Raw genomic sequence first — 16,609 nt, 5'->3', positions numbered from 1 at the left:
GTGGCGAACAGCCGCTGCCCTCACGCCATCCAGCGGTCCGGCAGGGCCTCCCGGCGTCCGGTGTGCGACCGGTCCGCCTGCGCGTACAGCAGCTCGGCCGCCTCCGAGGCGTCCCGCAGCCGGGCCGTCACCGTCTTGTTGGCCCCCGTGTCCACCCGGACGTCGGCGAGCCCCTTGTGACGCTGCCACGGCCCCTGCTCCAGGCGCACGCTCTGCACCTTGGCGTGCGGCACGAGCGCGACACTGCGGCGCAGCAGCCCGTGCCGGGCCACGAAGACGGTGTCGGTCACGGCGAGCCCGTAGCCCCGCCACCAGAACGGCACGCACCAGGCCGCGCGACGGGGCGGCCGCGACAGCGCGGTCGGCACGCTCACTCCCGGCAGCACGCGCGCGATCACCGACTCGGCGACCTCGCGCGGAGCGACCGGTACGAGCACGGAGTTGGACGAACCCGCCACGTCCAGCTCGACCCGGACCCAGCCGCGCCGCCGCCAGAGCAGCGGCTCGACGACGCGTACGGTCTGCACGCGGCCGGGCGGCACCGTCTCGTGCGCGCGGTCGAGCAGCCCGTGGTCGATGCGGAGCCCGTCGGGGGAATCGCCGACGGTCCAGTCGTACTCGGCGACGAACCGGCCCACACTGCTCGCGCCCGCCGCGCCGAGCAGGGGCAGCGCCGTCGCGAGGACCGTCCACACGCTGTGGGTGGCGAACCACAGCAGCGCCGGTACGACGAGTGCGGCGGCCAGCGTCGCCCAGGTGGCCCCGGTCAGGACCAGCGAGACGGCGAGGACCCCGGCCGGTACGTGCAGCAGTTGCCGGACCGGTGCCTCGCCCACCTCGTGGGCGGTCTCGGGCGCGAAACCGGCGGCCCTGGCGAGCAGTTCGGCCCGCAGGACCCGGGCCTCCTCCTGGCCCAGATAGGCCAGCTCGTCCTTCTTGTCGGTCCCGACGACGTCGAGTTTGAGTTTGGCGACGCCGGCCACGCGGGCCAGCAGCGGCTGGGTGACGTCGACGGCCTGGATCCGTTCGAGCCGGATGTGCGCGGTGCGGCGGAACACCAGGCCCGTACGGATGCGCAGTTCGGTGTCGGTCACCGCGAAGTGCGTGAACCACCAGCTCAGAAAGCCGTAGAGGGCGGCCCCCAGGACGGCCGCGGCGAGGGCGGCCAGCAGGGTGGCCGTGGTGAGCCGCGTCAGCTGCCGCTGTGCCTGGTCGGGGTCGTGCACGGCCCATCCGGCGATCACGGCGACCGGCGCCCACGCTCGGCGCAGCGGCGTCACGGGATGCAAACGTCGCTCACGCAATGCGGGAGCGTCCTTCTCTGCCTCACCCGGTACGGGTCCGGTCCGGTCCCCTCCCCTCGGGGTGCCTGCGGTGCCTGAGGTGCCCACCTCTTCCGGTGCGGCCCCGACCCCGGCCCCGACCTCGACCGCTTCCTGTGCCGGACCGTCCGGACCGGGTTCTTCGCGTACGTCCTTGGGGGCGTCCGGTGGCGTCGTCACAGCCCCGCCGATCGGGCCTCGCCCAGCTCCGTCAGCCGGTCGCGCAATCGTTCCGCCTCCGCCGGGATGAGCCCCGGAATGCGGGCGTCCGTCGCCGCGGCGGCCGTGTGCAGCTGCACACTCGACAGCCCGAAATGCCGCTCGACGGGACCGGAGGTGACCTCGACCAGCTGCATGCGCCCGTACGGCACCACGGTCTCCTCGCGCCACAGGACACCCCGGCTGATCAGCAGGTCGTCCGCCCGCTCGGCGTACCGCCAGGAACGCCAGTTGCGTCCCAGCATCGGCCAGCCCCACAGCAGCACCGCCAGCGGCAGCAGGGCGAAGGCCGCCCAGCCGGGCCCGGCCAGCAGGCCGAGCAGCAGGGCCGTACCGACGCTCAGCAGACCCAGCCACACCACCAGCAACAGCCGTCGCATTCTCAGCAGCCCCGGCGGCAGCCCGATCCACACCGGCTCGTTCGCCGTCCGCCCCGCTGTCTGCCCCGTGTTCTCCGAGGTCCCCGTCTCCATGCCGCAAGCGTACGTACGGGACACTGTCCCCATGACTCCTACGACGGGTCCCACAGAGACCACGGTCGGTGTCGGCGGCGCTGCCGAGAGCACCGACATGGTGCTCAACATCGGCCCCCAGCACCCGTCCACACACGGCGTACTGCGGCTGAGGCTCGTCCTCGACGGGGAGCGGATCCAGCACGCGGAGCCGGTGATCGGCTACATGCACCGCGGCGCCGAGAAGCTCTTCGAGGCGCGCGACTACCGTCAGATCATCATGCTGGCCAACCGCCACGACTGGCTCTCCGCGTTCTCGAACGAGCTGGGCGTGGTCCTCGGTGTGGAGCGGATGCTCGGCATGGAGGTGCCCCCGCGCGCGGTGTGGACCCGCACGCTGCTCGCGGAGCTGAACCGGGTCCTGAACCACCTGATGTTCCTGGGCTCGTACCCCCTCGAACTGGGCGGGATCACCCCGATCTTCTACGCGTTCACGGAGCGCGAGGAGCTCCAGCACGTCATGGAGGAGATCTCCGGCGGGCGCATGCACTACATGTTCAACCGGGTCGGCGGCCTCAAGGAGGACCTGCCCGCCGGGTGGACCACGCGCGCGCGTGCGGCCGTTTCCGGAGTGCGCTCCCGCATGGACCGCTTCGACGGCCTGGTGCTCGGCAACGAGATCTTCCGCGGACGTACGAGGAATGTGGGCGTCCTCTCCCCGGAGGCCGTGCACGCGTACGGGGTGAGCGGTCCCATCGCCCGTGCCTCCGGGGTCGACTTCGACCTGCGCCGGGACGAGCCGTACCTCGCGTACGGAGAGCTCCAGGACACCCTGAAGGTCGTCATGCGCGAGGAGGGCGACTGCCTGGCCCGCTTCGAGTGCCTCCTGGAGCAGACCCACAACGCGCTCGACCTCGCCGACGCCTGCCTTGACCGGATCGCGGAGCTGCCGCCCGGCCCGATCAACCAGCGGCTCCCCAAGGTCCTGAAGGCACCCGAGGGCCACACGTACGCCTGGACCGAGAACCCTCTGGGCATCAACGGCTACTACCTCGTCAGCAAGGGTGAGAAGACCCCGTACCGGCTCAAGCTGCGGTCGGCCTCGTACAACAACATCCAGGCGCTCACCGAGCTGCTGCCGGGCACCCTGGTCGCGGACATGGTGGCGATCCTGGGGTCGCTGTTCTTCGTGGTCGGGGACATCGACAAGTAGTCGACAGCTGTTCGTCGACGGCAGGTGGTCGACGGCAGGTGGTCGACGGCAGACGGTCGGCAGCAGGCGGTCGACGATCGGCCGCCTGCGCCTGCTCGCGGCAGCCGACGGCCGAAGGCCGGCGTCGGGAGGACGCGCCGCTACCCGGAAGGGCGGTGCGCGCTGGGCAGCCGCTCCCCGCCCGCCAGCGGGTCCGTGACGCCGACCGGCTGCAGCAGCCAGCCGAAGTCGCCCAGCCCGCCCCGGGCGGTCAGCTCGGCTGCCTCGCCCGCGGCCGCGAGGGCCCGTACATAGCCCGCGGGGTCCGTGGCGGCCAGGGACGCGGGCGGCCTCTCCCCGCTCACTCCCAGCGCGCGCAGGGCCTCCCGCTGGCTCAGCAGCCGACCCCCGGGCAGCAGGCACGCGTCCAGCGCCACATGCGCGGTGATGTCGCAGGAGCCGTCCGGCACGGGCGCGGTCCCGCGGCCCTCCCTGAACCCCGTCAGCGTGCCGAACGGCGGTCGCGCTCCCGCGCTGTGCCCGTAGTCGACGGCGACGGCGAGACCGCGGCCGAGCCCGGCCACGGCCGACGCCCAGGCGGTGTCCCTGGGCAGACCGATCTCGGCACGGAGCCCTTCGGAGGGAGAGTCCCCGGCGAAGAGCCCCTCGGGGGCGGGCCTTTCGGCGGGGGCCGGGTCGTCGGCCGTGCCCGTGAGCGGCCACCACCTCCGCAGCCACGCCGCGTCCGCTCCCCGCACCGGCCCGCCGAGACACTCCGTCCCGTCCGGGCCCACGAGGACGAGGCGCGGCACCCCGTGGGCGTCCACCTCGGCCACGTCCAGCGGCACGTTGTCGAGCCACTCGTTGGCGAACATGAGACCCGTCACACCCGGCGGAGGCTCAGGCAGCCACTCGATCCGGTGATCGAGACCGGCGGGGCGGGCGGCCCGCTCGACCGCGTACCCGCGCACCCGGGCCGCCACGTCGGCCGGAAGCGCCCGCAGGACGCCGGTCACCAGCTCGCCACGCCCCGCGCCCATGTCGACGAAGGCGAGTTCGGCGGGGTGGGCGAGCGCCTCGTCGACGAGGCCGAGCAGACGGGCCACGGCCCGCGCGAACAGCGGTGACGCGTGCACCGAGGTGCGGAAATGCCCTGCGGGCCCCTCGGGCCGACGGTAGAAACCGCGGGGCCCGTACAGCGCGTCCTCGGTCGCCGCGCGCCACCCGCGCATCCCGCCCGCCGCCTCACGCCCCACCGCGCCCACCACCGCTCTCCGTCGCCCTCACCGCGCCAGGCTAAGCGCCAAGTCGAAGGGGGCCTCCACCTTGGGGAGTACGAGCACCGGTTACGGATCGACCCTCCGGTTGACCCCTGCACACTGCACGCTTCCCTACGCTGGGTTACGTGCAGCGTCTCTATGATTTTCTCCGCAGGCACCCGGCATGGGTCGACGGCTTCTGGGCCGTCGTCCTGCTCGGGATCTCGGTCATGGGTGGAACGGCCGGGCAGGAGAACTCCGGAGCCGACCACCTGGCCGTCACCGTCCCGATCACCCTGCTCCTGTGCCTGGTGATCGCGCTGCGCAGGCGCATGCCCGAGGCGATGCTGCTCCTCGCCGTCTCCATGGGCGCGGCGCAGCTGCTGCTGGACATGGAGATGGCGCCGGCCGACTTCGCGCTGCTGGTGATCACCTACACGGTCGCCTCGAACGGCACCGGCTGGGCGTCCCGGCTCGCCCTGACGGCGGGCCTGTGCGCGGCCCCGCTGGCGCAGCTGCGCTGGCCGGAGGAGCAGGCCGGCGCCGGCGGGCAGATCGCGATAGTGGTCTTCCAGACCGTTCCCTTCGCCCTCGCCTGGGTCCTCGGCGACTCGCTGCGGACCCGCCGCGCCTACTTCGCGCAGCTCGAGGAGCGTGCCGCCCGCCTGGAGAAGGAGCGCGAGGCGCAGGCCAAGGTCGCGGTCGCCGCCGAGCGCGCCCGGATCGCCCGGGAGCTGCACGACGTGGTCGCACACAACGTCTCGGTGATGGTGGTCCAGGCCGACGGTGCCGCCTACGTCCTCGACTCCGCGCCGGACCAGGCCAGGAAGGCCCTGGAGACCATCTCCGGGACCGGCAGGCAGGCCCTCGCCGAGATGCGCCGCCTCCTCGGCGTCCTGCGCACCGGCGAGCACCAGGAGTCCGGCGAGTACGTGCCGCAGCCGGACGTGGAGCAGCTCGACGACCTGATCGAGCAGTGCCGGACCTCCGGCCTCCCCGTCGACTTCAAGATCGAGGGCACCCCGCGGCCCCTGCCGAGCGGCGTCGAGCTGACCGCGTACCGCATCGTGCAGGAGGCCCTCACCAACACCCGCAAGCACGGGGGGCCGAACGCGGGAGCGAGCGTCCGCCTGGTCTACTTCGACGACGGCCTCGGCCTGCTCGTCGAGGACGACGGCAAGGGCGCCCCGCACGAGCTCTACGAGGAGGGCGGCGTCGACGGCCAGGGCCACGGCCTGATCGGGATGCGCGAGCGCATCGGCATGGTCGGCGGCACCCTGGACGCGGGGCCGCGTCCGGGCGGAGGCTTCCGCATCAGTGCCCTGCTTCCGCTCAAGCCCGCCCACTGACACGTGCACGTTCCATGAACCGACCGGAGGACCTTTCCATGCCGATCCGCGTGATGCTCGTCGACGACCAGGTGCTGCTGCGCACCGGGTTCCGGATGGTGCTCGCCGCCCAGCCGGACATGGAGGTCGTGGGGGAGGCGGGCGACGGCGTCGAGGCCCTCCAGGTGCTGCGTACGACCGAGGTCGACGTGGTGCTCATGGACGTCCGCATGCCGAAGCTCGACGGTGTGGAGACCACCCGCCGCATCTGCCAGGACCCGAATCCGCCGAAGGTGCTGATCCTGACCACCTTCGACCTCGACGAGTACGCCTTCTCGGGGCTCAAGGCGGGCGCCTCCGGCTTCATGCTCAAGGACGTGCCGCCCGGCGAACTCCTCGCCGCGATCCGCTCCGTGCACAGCGGCGACGCGGTCGTCGCGCCCTCGACGACCAGGCGCCTGCTGGACCGCTTCGCGCCGATGCTGCCCAGCGCCGGCAAGGAGACCCAGCACCAGGAGCTGGAGCGGCTCACCGGCCGTGAGCGCGAGGTCATGATCCTCGTCGCGCAGGGCCTGTCGAACGGCGAGATCGCGGCCCGGCTCGTCCTCTCCGAGGCGACGGTCAAGACCCACGTGGGCCGCATCCTCACGAAGCTGGGCCTGCGCGACCGCGTCCAGGTCGTCGTCCTCGCGTACGAGACCGGTCTCGTACGGGCCGGGGGACAGGGCTGAGCACGGGATCCGGTCGGGCCGTGCCCGGTCGGGCGGGATCCGGTCGGCCGGGTCCCGGCTGAGCGGGGCCCGGGCCCGGGGAAGCGCGGGCGGCTCAGCGCAGGATGCCCTCCAGGAAGTCGCTGCCCAGCCGGGCCACCATCGTGACGTCCAGCTGGTGCAGTACGTACCGTCCGCGGCGGCGGGTGGTGAGCAGGCCCGCCTTCTTCAGCACGCTCAGGTGCCGGGATATCTCGGGGGCCGTCATGCCGTGCGTCTGGGCCAGCTCGCTCGTGGTGAACGCGCTGCGGGCCAGGCTCCGGCACAGCCGCATCCTCGTCGGGTGGGACAGGGCCGCCATCCGGAGGGTCAGCTGCTCGACGGAGGTCGGGACCGTCAGTTCCGGGGAACCGGCCGGGTAGTGGATCACCGGCTGCCAGCCGTACCGGTGCAGCACCATGAGGTGGGGCCAGCCGAGGCTCGTCGGCACCAGCAGGAGGCCGCCGTCGCGGGTCGCGGTGCGGCCGTGGCCCAGCTTGTCGACGGTGATCCGGCAGGCGCTCTCGTCGAGCGTCACCGCGGGGGACACCGACGCCAGGGCGTCGGCCAGGCCCCGGCGTGCGAGCAGGTCCGTCTTGCGGCGGGCGTCCGCCCCGAGCTGGTGGCGCAGCCGGGACCAGGTCTCGGCGAAGAACGCCTCGTCGCAGTCCTCCAGGAACCGCCGCAGCCACGCGCGGATCCGCGGCGGATCGTCCAGCAGCCGCGCGGTGAAGTCCGCCGGCCGGGGCCCGCGCGCTGCGGCCAGCTCCAGGGCGCGCCGCCGGGACGCGGCGTCCGTGAGGGCGCCGGCACCCTGCGCGTCGTACGGAAGCGCGCAGGTGAACTCCAGCGCCGCGTCCACGAACTGCTCGTCCGTCAGCTTGTCGAGCAGGTCCAGCTCCTCGGCGAGGGTGCCGCCCGGGAGCGTGGTGCCGCCCGCCGCCGCGTACGGCAGGAACACGTCCGAGAACGTCGTCCGCCACAGGAAGTCCGCCTCGCACATCCGGTCCGCCAGATGCGGGTCGAGCCGGGCGGTCACCGCGGTCGCCCAGCCCTGAAGCCCGGGGTGGTGACCCGGCTCGGCCAGCGCGTGCAGCGCCATGCAGAGCTCGGCCAGGGGCGAGGGCACGACGGCCACCCGCTCCCTGCGCAGCCCGGAGATGTCGATGGTCACGCTCATGTCCTCATGGTGCACCCCGCCACCGACAGGCCGGCCGCCGATTGACGGGCGTCGTCAATCGACGCGACGGACCGCCCCGCCGGGAGCAGGCTGGGACCACCGGGGCACCGCGGGGCCCACGGAGAACGTCCGGAACCGGTATCGGTCCCGGCAGACGTCCGTACCCGTCCCGAGAAGGCGATCCGCCATGAGCATCACCCAGCAGTACCTCCTCGACACCCACCGGGCCCGGCAGCACGGCGATCCGACGCCGCCCGCCCCCAGCGAGCACGACTGGCAGGCCATGCGTGAACTGCGCGACCACCGGCGGTACCGCGCGGCCCTGACCGGACGCCCGGCCCGCGGCCGGACGCGGGCGGCACTGGCCAGGCTGTTCGGGCGCCCGGGCCGTTCAGCGGGGAAGCCGTGACGCGAAGTCCGCGGCGGCGGCCCGTACGTCGTCCGCCGTCCACTCCAGGCCCGGCGCGCCCACCGTGACCTCGGTGTACGCCAGACCGGGCCCGCCCCTCTCCCAGACCTGCGGAAAGAGGGACGTCAGCGTCTCCTCGGCCTGCCGCATGCCCGCCTCGGTCAGGGCATCGGCCTCGTACGGCAGCCACACCTGGAACTGGTGGGTGTGCGGCTCCTCGGGGTGCACCCGCGCCCAGGGGAGCCCGGCCCCGGCGAACCCCTCCCGCAGCGCCGCGGCCACCACGCGCGCGTGGACCACGTACTCCGGGAGCCGGGGCAGTTCCCTCTCCAGGCCGATCAGCGCGGACAGGGCGGTGGGGAACTGCTGGAGGACCTGCCCGCCGTACCGGTGGCGCCAGGCCTTCGCCTCGTCGACGAGTGTCCGCGGGCCCGCGAGGGCGGCGCCGCCGAACCCGCCCAGCGACTTGTAGAAGGACACGTAGACGCTGTCCGCGAGCCCCGCGATCTCGTCCAGGGGGCGGCCGAAGTGGGTGGCGCACTCCCACAGGCGGGCCCCGTCGACGTGCACCACGGCGTCGCGTTCGCGGGCCGCGTCCGTCACGGCGACCAGCTCCTCCCAGGAGGGCAGGACGTAACCGGCCTCCCTGAGGGGCAGTTCCAGGAACAGTGCCCCGAAGGGCTCGTCCAGGTCGCGTATCTCCTCGGCGGAGGGCATCCGCGGCTCGCGCGTCGGGTGGACGGTCCGCAGGCCGCTGAGCGTGCTGAAGGCATGCCTCTCGTGGACCTCCGGGTGGGAGAGGGGATGCATCGCCACCGTCGCGTTGCCCGTCCGGCCCGCCCAGCAGCGCAGCGCCACCTGCTGGGCCATGGTGCCCGAGGGGAAGAAGGCGGCGGCGTCCGTACCGAGCAGTCCGGCGACCCGCTCCTCCAGGGTCTCCACGATGCCGTTGCCGTACATGTCCACCGGCCGGTCCAGGTCGTACACGTCGGGCGCCGCGTCCGTCAGCCCGGCCAGCAGTTCACCGACCGTGGAACGGAAACCGGGCCGCCACAGCACCCGCCGCGCGCCGCGCCAGGCGACCCTGCGCCGCTCACGCCGCTGCTCGGCCGTCCCTTCCGCTTCCCCCGTCGGCTGTTCCGGGGGTTGTTCCGCCGATCCGTCCGCAGCCCGTTCCGCCGTATCGCTCATGTCCCGGATCATGCAGGACGGCACGGCGGCCGGTCATGCGAATTCCCCACAGCCTGTGGACAGGAAAACGGCCCCCGGACCAATCGCGTTAACATGACGAGAAAGCGTCCGGTACCCCGAGCGGACTGGAACGGAAGGCCGCCGTCGAGTGAGTACATTCCCCCAGGCAGACCCCAAGGACCGCCCCGCGCGGCTCACCGTCGGCGTCGTCGGCGCCGGCCGTGTGGGTCCCGCCCTGGCCGCGTCGCTCCAGCTCGCCGGACACCGCCCGGTGGCCGTCTCCGGGGTGTCCGACGCCTCCCGGCGCCGCGCCGCGCAGCTGCTGCCGGACGTGCCGCTCATGACACCCGAGCAGGTCCTGGAGCGAGCCGACCTGGTGCTGCTCACGGTCCCCGACGACGCCCTGCCGGGACTGGTGGAAGGACTCGTCGAGACCGGGTCCATCAGGCCGGGACAGCTGCTCGTGCACACCTCCGGGCGGTACGGGACGAAGGTCCTCGACCCCGCTCTGCGCGCCGGAGCGCTGCCTCTCGCCCTGCATCCCGCGATGACGTTCAGCGGCACCCCCGTGGACGTGCAGCGGCTCGCCGGATGCTCCTTCGGAGTCACCGCCCCCGAGGAGCTGCGGCTGGCCGCCGAGGCCCTGGTCATCGAGATGGGCGGCGAGCCCGAGTGGATCGCCGAGGAGGCCCGCCCGCTCTACCACGCGGCCCTCGCGCTCGGCGCCAACCACCTGGTCACCCTGGTCGCCGAGTCCATGGACCTGCTGCGTGCCGCGGGTGTCGAGGCCCCGGACCGGATGCTGGGCCCGCTGCTGGGCGCCGCCCTGGACAACGCTCTCAGGTCGGGCGACGCGGCGCTCACCGGACCGGTGGCGCGAGGCGACGCGGGCACGGTCGCGGCGCACGTCACCGAGTTGCGCAAGCACGCGCCGCAGACCGTCGCCGGCTATCTGGCGATGGCCCGCGCGACCGCCGACCGGGCCCTCGCCCACGGCCTGCTCAAGCCGGAGCTCGCCGAGGACCTCCTCGGCGTGCTCGCCGACGGGGCCGGCCGCACCGACGGGACCGAAGGAGACGCCCGATGACGTGCGCAGGTGCCGAGACCGGAGACGCCCGATGACCACCGCCCTGCTGAGCACCGCAGACGAGCTCCACGCGCGCGTACGCACCGGCCGCCGTGCCGTCGTCATGACGATGGGCGCCCTGCACGAGGGCCACGCGACCCTGATCCGCACCGCCCGGTCGATCGCGGGCGACGGCGAGGTCGTCGTGACCGTCTTCGTCAACCCCCTCCAGTTCGGCGCGGGCGAGGACCTCGACCGCTACCCGCGCACGCTGGACGCCGACGTCAAGATCGCCGAGCAGGCGGGCGCGGACGTCGTGTTCGCCCCTTCCGTGGACGAGGTCTACCCGGGCGGCGAACCCCAGGTCCGCATCAGCGCGGGCCCCATGGGGGAGCGCCTGGAGGGCTCGACGCGCCCCGGGCACTTCGACGGCATGCTCACCGTCGTCGCCAAGCTGCTGCACCTCACCCGGCCCGACGTGGCGCTGTACGGGCAGAAGGACGCCCAGCAGCTCGCCCTGATCCGCCGCATGGTCCGCGACCTGAACTTCGGCGTGGAGATCGTCGGCGTCCCGACGGTGCGCGAGGCGGACGGTCTGGCCCTGTCCAGCCGCAACCGCTACCTGTCGACCGCCGAGCGTCGTACCGCGCTCGCCCTCTCCCAGGCCCTGTTCGCGGGCAGCGACCGGCACGCCGCCCAGGAGGCCCTGCGCGCGCGTGCCCGCGAAGTGCCCGCCACGCACGCGCGTGCCGAGGCCCTCAGCGCCATCGGCGAGTCCCGCGCCGCGGCCGACGCGCACGCCGTCGCCAAGGCGGCCCCCGGTGGCCCCGCCGCGGTCCGTGCCGCCGCCCGCCTGGTCCTCGACGACGCGGCCCGCCTCAGCCCGCCGCTCGCCCTGGACTACCTGGCACTGGTCGATCCGTCCGACTTCACCGAGGTCCGGGCCGGTCACACCGGCGAAGCGGTCCTCGCCGTCGCCGCCCGGGTCGGGACGACCCGGCTGATCGACAACATTCCTCTGACCTTCGGAGCCGCCTCGTGACCAGCACAGGCATACGTCTGCACGCGCCCGCACCCGGCTGGTCCGTCACCGCCGACGTCGTGGTCGTCGGCTCCGGGGTCGCCGGACTCACCACCGCCCTGCGCTGCGACGCCGCCGGCCTGCGGACGGTCGTCGTCACCAAGGCCCGCCTCGACGACGGCTCCACCCGCTGGGCCCAGGGCGGCATAGCCGCGGCCCTGGGCGAGGGCGACACCCCCGAGCAGCACCTCGACGACACCCTCGTGGCGGGCGCGGGCCTGTGCGACGAGGACGCCGTCCGCATCCTCGTCACCGAGGGCCCCGACGCCGTACGCCGCCTCATCGAGACGGGCGCCCACTTCGACGAGTCGGAGGAGGGCGGCCTGGAGCTCACCCGGGAGGGCGGCCACCACCGCCGCCGCATCGCCCACGCGGGCGGCGACGCGACCGGCGCCGAGATCTCCCGGGCCCTCGTCGAGGCCGTCCGCGCGCGGGGACTGCGCACGGTCGAGAACGCGCTCGTCCTGGACCTCCTCACGGACGCCGACGGACGCACGGCCGGCGTGACCCTGCACGTCATGGGAGAGGGCCAGCACGACGGCGTGGGAGCCGTCCACGCGCCCGCCGTGGTCCTCGCGACCGGCGGCATGGGCCAGGTCTTCTCCGCGACGACCAACCCGTCGGTGTCCACCGGCGACGGCGTCGCCCTCGCCCTGCGGGCCGGCGCCGAGGTCAGCGACCTGGAGTTCGTGCAGTTCCACCCGACCGTGCTGTTCCTCGGCCCGGACGCGGAGGGCCAGCAGCCGCTGGTCTCCGAGGCCGTCCGCGGCGAGGGCGCCCACCTCGTCGACGCGCACGGCGAGCGCTTCATGCTCGGACAGCACGAACTCGCCGAGCTGGCGCCCCGGGACATCGTCGCCAAGGGCATCATGCGGCGCATGCAGGAGCAGGACGCCGAGCACATGTACCTGGACGCCCGGCACTTCGGCGCGCACATGTGGGAGCACCGCTTCCCGACGATCCTGGCCGCCTGCCGCGCCCACGGCATCGACCCGGTCACCGAGCCCGTCCCGGTGGCCCCGGCCGCCCACTACGCCTCCGGCGGCGTCCGTACGGACTCCCGGGGCCGCACGACCGTGCCCGGCCTGTACGCGTGCGGCGAGGTCGCCTGCACCGGTGTCCACGGCGCCAACCGGCTCGCGTCCAACTCCCTCCTGGAGGGCCTCGTCTACGCCGAGCGCATCGCGGCGGACATCACCGGCCGGCACGAGGACAGCCGCCCACGCGTGCGGGTGCCCGCGCCGATCGCCGAGCCGGAGAAGCCCGCGCACCCGCTCCTCGCCGCCGAGGCACGGTTCGCGATCCAGCGGATCATGACGGACGGCGCCGGCGTCCTGCGCTCGGCCACCTCCCTGGAGACCGCCGCCGACCGCATCCAGCGGCTGCACGCCGACGCCCGCGACGCGCTCGACGAGCACGGCAAGACGGCCGAGCCCGGCGTCGACACCTGGGAGACCACCAACCTCCTGTGTGTGGCGCGCGTCCTCGTCGCCGCCGCCCGCCTCCGGGAGGAGACCCGCGGCTGCCACTGGCGCGAGGACCGGGGCGACCGGGACGACGACACCTGGCGCCGCCACATCGTCGTACGGCTCAATCCCGACCGCTCGCTCGCCGTACACACCACCGACACCCCAGACTTCCCCCCGACACAGCAGTCCCGTCCTCAGGAGCAGTGACAGAAGTGAGCACCCCCGACCTTCCCCTTCTCACCGGCGGTGGCTGCGGCGACGGCTGCGGCTGCGCGGCCGACGGGGAGTACGACGCCGACTCCGCCGAATTCGCGGCGTACGCCGAGTGCGGGCTCGACCCCGCTCTCGCGCAGCTCCTCTCCGACGCGGGGCTCGACCCCCTCGAGGTCGAGGACATCGCGCACCTGGCCATCGAGGAGGACCTCGACCACGGCGTGGACGTGACCACGGTCGCGACCATCCCCGAGGAGGCCGTCTCCACCGCCGACTTCACGGCCCGCGAGGCCGGCGTGGTGGCGGGCCTGCGGGTCGCCGAGGCGGTCGTCTCCGTGGTCTGCACCGACGAGTTCGAGGTCGAGCGGCACGTCGAGGACGGCGACCGCGTCGAGGCCGGCCAGCGGCTCCTGAGCGTGACGACCCGCACCCGGGACCTGCTGACGGCCGAGCGCAGCGCGCTGAACCTCCTGTGCCGTCTCTCCGGCATCGCGACGGCCACGCGCGCGTGGGCGGACCTTCTGGAGGGCACCGGCGCGCGCGTGCGGGACACCCGCAAGACGACGCCCGGACTGCGCTCCCTGGAGAAGTTCGCGGTCCGCATGGGCGGCGGTGTCAACCACCGCATGTCCCTTTCGGACGCGGCCCTCGTCAAGGACAACCACGTGGTCGCCGCGGGCGGCGTCGCCGAGGCCTTCACCTCGGTGCGGGAGACCTTCCCCGACGTGCCGATCGAGGTCGAGGTCGACACGCTGAAGCAGCTGCGCGAGGTCGTGGACGCGGGCGCCGACCTGATCCTCCTGGACAACTTCACGCCCGGCGAGTGCGAGGAGGCAGTCGCCCTCGTGGCCGGCCGCGCGCTCCTGGAGGCCTCGGGCCGCCTCACCCTGGACACCGCCGCGGCGTACGCGAAGACGGGCGTCGACTTCCTCGCGGTGGGCGCCCTCACCCACTCCTCGCCCATCCTGGACATCGGCCTCGACCTGCGCGAGGCCTCCGGGACACCGACGAGCGAGGCTGAGTAGGCATGCTGCTCACGATCGACGTCGGCAACACGCACACCGTCCTCGGGCTCTTCGACGGCGAGGACATCGTCGAGCACTGGCGCATCTCCACGGACGCGCGCCGCACGGCGGACGAACTGGCCGTGCTCCTCCAGGGCCTCATGGGCATGCACCCGCTCCTCGGCGACGAGCTGGGCGACGGCATCGACGGCATCGCGATCTGCTCGACCGTCCCCTCGGTCCTGCACGAGCTGCGCGAGGTGACCCGCCGCTACTACGGCGACGTACCCGCCGTCCTCGTCGAGCCGGGCATCAAGACGGGCGTCCCGATCCTGATGGACAACCCCAAGGAGGTCGGCGCGGACCGCATCATCAACGCGGTCGCGGCGGTCGAGCTCTACGGCGGACCGGCCATCGTCGTCGACTTCGGCACGGCGACGACCTTCGACGCGGTCTCCGCGCGCGGGGAGTACGCCGGCGGCGTCATCGCGCCCGGCATCGAGATCTCCGTCGAGGCACTGGGCGTCCGGGGGGCACAGCTCCGCAAGATCGAGATCGCCCGGCCCCGCACGGTCATCGGCAAGAACACCGTCGAGGCCATGCAGTCCGGCATCATCTACGGCTTCGCCGGACAGGTCGACGGCGTCGTCGGCCGCATGGCCCGCGAACTCGCCGAGGACCCGGACGACGTCACCGTCATCGCGACGGGCGGTCTGGCCCCGATGGTGCTCGGCGAGGCCTCGGTGATCGACGAGCACGAGCCCTGGCTGACCCTGATCGGCCTCCGCCTGGTCTACGAGAGAAACGTCTCCAGGACCTGACAGGAGGCGCACCGCCCCCGGGCCCCGCACGGTTGCGGGGGAGGTGCGCGTTCTGCTCACGCGGGACGGAGCCACGCCACACGACATCCGATCTACGGATTTTGTCTGATTAGCGCGTATCGTCGCGAGCATGCCCACGCCTTACGGATCCCGCGGCGGCATGGCGTTCGGTGCGGAGGAGCTGCGTGTGCTCCGACGTGCGCTCGCTCTCGCCCTACACCCCAGTCCCGCCTCGGCGCAGGACGTCCAGGACTGCCTCCGCCTGGCGGAGACCGTCGACGAGGCGACCCGCGAGGGCGCCAGACTCCGCGCCTTCCTGGTGGCCGACCTCTCCCGCTACCGCGCCGCCCTGCCCGGAACGGCGGCCGGCTACCTGACGCTTCTGGAGGAGGCGCTCGGCGCCGGCTACCGCCCGGTCCCCGACGACCTGGCCGCGCTGCGAGCCCTGTGCGGCAACCCCGTGGCGGCCGCCCTCCTCGACCGCTGCCTCACACTCGCGGAACAGGACGTCCGCGCCCGCCTCGCCCTGCACTCGGTCCCGGCCTCGCGCACTCGCGGCCGTACGCGTCTGACGGCCCTTCCCGGCGGTCTCGCCGCGACCGGGGCGGCGAGGGCGACGGCCCTGACCGCGCCGGCCACGACGGGCGCCGCCACCGGTGACCCCGGCGGCAAGCCCGCGGAGAAGCCCGCCGAGAAGCCGGCCCCCCGGCCCAGCCCGCAGTCCCCGAGCCGGGACCGCCCCATTCCGACCCCCGGCGAGGTGTTCCCTCCGAGGCGCAAACCCTCCGCCCCGCCCGCGAACCCCCCTCGACAGCTCGCCGCCGTGTAGGGCCGGTCCGCGACCCCGAGCCCCGCACACCGCCGGGCCGTGGCTACTCTGGACGGCATGGAATACGTCTCCGCGCTCGTGCCCCCGGTAGTGATGGCCGTGTTCTTCATCGGTCTGATCGTGACGATCGTGAAGACCCAGGGCGGCGCCAACAAGGCCAAGGAGGACGCGGCCGTCGACGCGGTCCTCGCCCGCGCCGAGCACACCCGCCAGGCCCCGCGCGAACCCGGCGCCTGAGCTCAGCTCCGGCGCGGACCGGCCGCGGCACGAACGCTCATCACAGGGCGTGCGACTCATCAGCTTTTCGAGTCGTACGCCCTTTTTGTTGCTGTTTGTCATTCCATGCCACGTCCACCACGTGATCGGCGGCATCTCCCCCTATTGTTCTGAGCTGTGCCTCGCCCATTGGGAGAACTCGAAGACGCGGTCATGACGCGGGTGTGGAAGTGGAACCGCCCGGTGACCGTCCGAGAAGTCCTGGAAGACCTTCAGCAGAGCCGGTCCATCGCCTACACCACGGTGATGACCGTTCTGGACAATCTCCATCAGAAGGGCTGGGTCCGCCGCGAGGCGGAAGGCCGGGCCTATCGATATGAGGCGGTCTCCACCCGCGCCGCCTACGCGGCCGCACTGATGAACGACTCCTGGTCCCAGAGCGACAACCCGGCCGCCGCTCTCGTCGCCTTCTTCGGCATGATGTCCCCGGAACAGCGCGAGACGCTGCGCGACGCCGTACGTATCGTCCAGGGCCCGGAAACAACGGCCGCCCCGGAGAACACCGCAGGCGAGAACCCCGCCGCCGCGGAGGGCGAGACCGGGCGATAG

General features: G+C 73.2%; 17 protein-coding genes. 12 read left to right on the top strand and 5 right to left on the bottom strand.

Features of this window, described 5'->3' with window-relative positions; genetic code table 11:
* Positions 1–20 precede the first annotated feature (20 nt).
* Both KUF83_RS34120 and KUF83_RS34115 read right to left on the bottom strand, forming a co-directional pair.
* On the bottom strand, positions 21–1,304 hold the full coding sequence (locus KUF83_RS34120; protein WP_254644766.1) for a PH domain-containing protein: 1,284 nt from the start codon (positions 1,302–1,304) through the stop codon (positions 21–23).
* 194 nt (positions 1,305–1,498) lie between these two features.
* The gene (locus KUF83_RS34115; protein WP_217458905.1) at positions 1,499–2,014 is read right to left on the bottom strand and encodes a PH domain-containing protein; all 516 of its coding nucleotides are present in this window, start codon (positions 2,012–2,014) and stop codon (positions 1,499–1,501) included.
* Positions 2,015–2,045: 31 nt separating this feature from the next.
* On the opposite strand from KUF83_RS34115, the gene KUF83_RS34110 reads away from it, so the two are divergent.
* On the top strand, positions 2,046–3,206 hold the full coding sequence (locus tag KUF83_RS34110; protein WP_217458904.1) for an NADH-quinone oxidoreductase subunit D: 1,161 nt from the start codon (positions 2,046–2,048) through the stop codon (positions 3,204–3,206).
* A 140-nt stretch (positions 3,207–3,346) separates the two neighbouring features.
* On the opposite strand, the gene KUF83_RS34105 is transcribed toward KUF83_RS34110, so the two are convergent.
* Complete coding sequence (locus KUF83_RS34105; RefSeq protein WP_217459002.1) at positions 3,347–4,417, bottom strand: SAM-dependent methyltransferase; 1,071 nt, start codon at positions 4,415–4,417, stop codon at positions 3,347–3,349.
* A 173-nt stretch (positions 4,418–4,590) separates the two neighbouring features.
* On the opposite strand from KUF83_RS34105, the gene KUF83_RS34100 reads away from it, so the two are divergent.
* Both KUF83_RS34100 and KUF83_RS34095 read left to right on the top strand, forming a co-directional pair.
* A complete protein-coding gene (locus tag KUF83_RS34100; RefSeq protein WP_217458903.1) occupies positions 4,591–5,793 on the top strand; it encodes a sensor histidine kinase in 1,203 nt (400 codons plus the stop codon).
* Positions 5,794–5,831: 38 nt separating this feature from the next.
* On the top strand, positions 5,832–6,503 hold the full coding sequence (locus tag KUF83_RS34095) for a response regulator transcription factor (RefSeq protein ID WP_217458902.1): 672 nt from the start codon (positions 5,832–5,834) through the stop codon (positions 6,501–6,503).
* Between the two features lie 94 nt (positions 6,504–6,597).
* Here the strand turns inward: KUF83_RS34095 and KUF83_RS34090 are convergent, their stop codons facing one another.
* Positions 6,598–7,701: a DUF5937 family protein gene (locus tag KUF83_RS34090; RefSeq protein ID WP_217458901.1), complete on the bottom strand. Its 1,104-nt coding sequence runs from the start codon at positions 7,699–7,701 to the stop codon at positions 6,598–6,600.
* Positions 7,702–7,888: 187 nt separating this feature from the next.
* On the opposite strand from KUF83_RS34090, the gene KUF83_RS34085 reads away from it, so the two are divergent.
* Positions 7,889–8,110, top strand: a complete 222-nt coding sequence (locus KUF83_RS34085) for a hypothetical protein (protein WP_217458900.1) — start codon at positions 7,889–7,891, stop codon at positions 8,108–8,110.
* Here the strand turns inward: KUF83_RS34085 and KUF83_RS34080 are convergent.
* On the bottom strand, positions 8,093–9,301 hold the full coding sequence (locus KUF83_RS34080) for a low specificity L-threonine aldolase (RefSeq protein ID WP_217458899.1): 1,209 nt from the start codon (positions 9,299–9,301) through the stop codon (positions 8,093–8,095). The genes KUF83_RS34085 and KUF83_RS34080 overlap by 18 nt on opposite strands.
* 148 nt (positions 9,302–9,449) lie before the next feature.
* Here KUF83_RS34080 and KUF83_RS34075 point away from each other — a divergent pair, with 148 nt between their 5' ends.
* The 8 genes from KUF83_RS34075 to KUF83_RS34040 all read left to right on the top strand — a co-directional run bounded on the left by KUF83_RS34075 (position 9,450) and on the right by KUF83_RS34040 (position 16,609).
* Complete coding sequence (locus tag KUF83_RS34075) at positions 9,450–10,388, top strand: Rossmann-like and DUF2520 domain-containing protein (RefSeq protein ID WP_217458898.1); 939 nt, start codon at positions 9,450–9,452, stop codon at positions 10,386–10,388.
* A 31-nt stretch (positions 10,389–10,419) separates the two neighbouring features.
* Complete coding sequence (gene panC, locus KUF83_RS34070) at positions 10,420–11,409, top strand: pantoate--beta-alanine ligase (protein WP_217458897.1); 990 nt, start codon at positions 10,420–10,422, stop codon at positions 11,407–11,409.
* Entirely contained in the window at positions 11,406–13,124 is a 1,719-nt protein-coding gene (locus tag KUF83_RS34065; RefSeq protein ID WP_217458896.1) for an L-aspartate oxidase, read from the top strand. Before panC ends, KUF83_RS34065 begins: the two co-directional genes overlap by 4 nt.
* 5 nt (positions 13,125–13,129) lie before the next feature.
* Entirely contained in the window at positions 13,130–14,155 is a 1,026-nt protein-coding gene (gene nadC, locus KUF83_RS34060; RefSeq protein WP_217458895.1) for a carboxylating nicotinate-nucleotide diphosphorylase, read from the top strand.
* Between the two features lie 2 nt (positions 14,156–14,157).
* Positions 14,158–14,955, top strand: coding sequence for a type III pantothenate kinase (locus KUF83_RS34055; RefSeq protein ID WP_217458894.1), 798 nt, complete (start codon positions 14,158–14,160; stop codon positions 14,953–14,955).
* Positions 14,956–15,115: 160 nt separating this feature from the next.
* Positions 15,116–15,784, top strand: coding sequence for a hypothetical protein (locus tag KUF83_RS34050; protein WP_217459001.1), 669 nt, complete (start codon positions 15,116–15,118; stop codon positions 15,782–15,784).
* 57 nt (positions 15,785–15,841) lie between these two features.
* Positions 15,842–16,021 carry a hypothetical protein gene (locus KUF83_RS34045; RefSeq protein ID WP_217458893.1) on the top strand — a complete coding sequence of 60 codons (180 nt, stop codon included), beginning with the start codon at positions 15,842–15,844 and terminating at the stop codon, positions 16,019–16,021.
* A gap of 156 nt (positions 16,022–16,177) precedes the next feature.
* On the top strand, positions 16,178–16,609 hold the full coding sequence (locus tag KUF83_RS34040; protein ID WP_217458892.1) for a BlaI/MecI/CopY family transcriptional regulator: 432 nt from the start codon (positions 16,178–16,180) through the stop codon (positions 16,607–16,609).

It is taken from the genome of Streptomyces sp. BV286, from assembly GCF_019090165.1.
In the GTDB taxonomy this organism is placed as follows: Bacteria; Actinomycetota; Actinomycetes; order Streptomycetales; family Streptomycetaceae; genus Streptomyces.
This window is presented reverse-complemented; position numbering and strand designations above follow the sequence as displayed.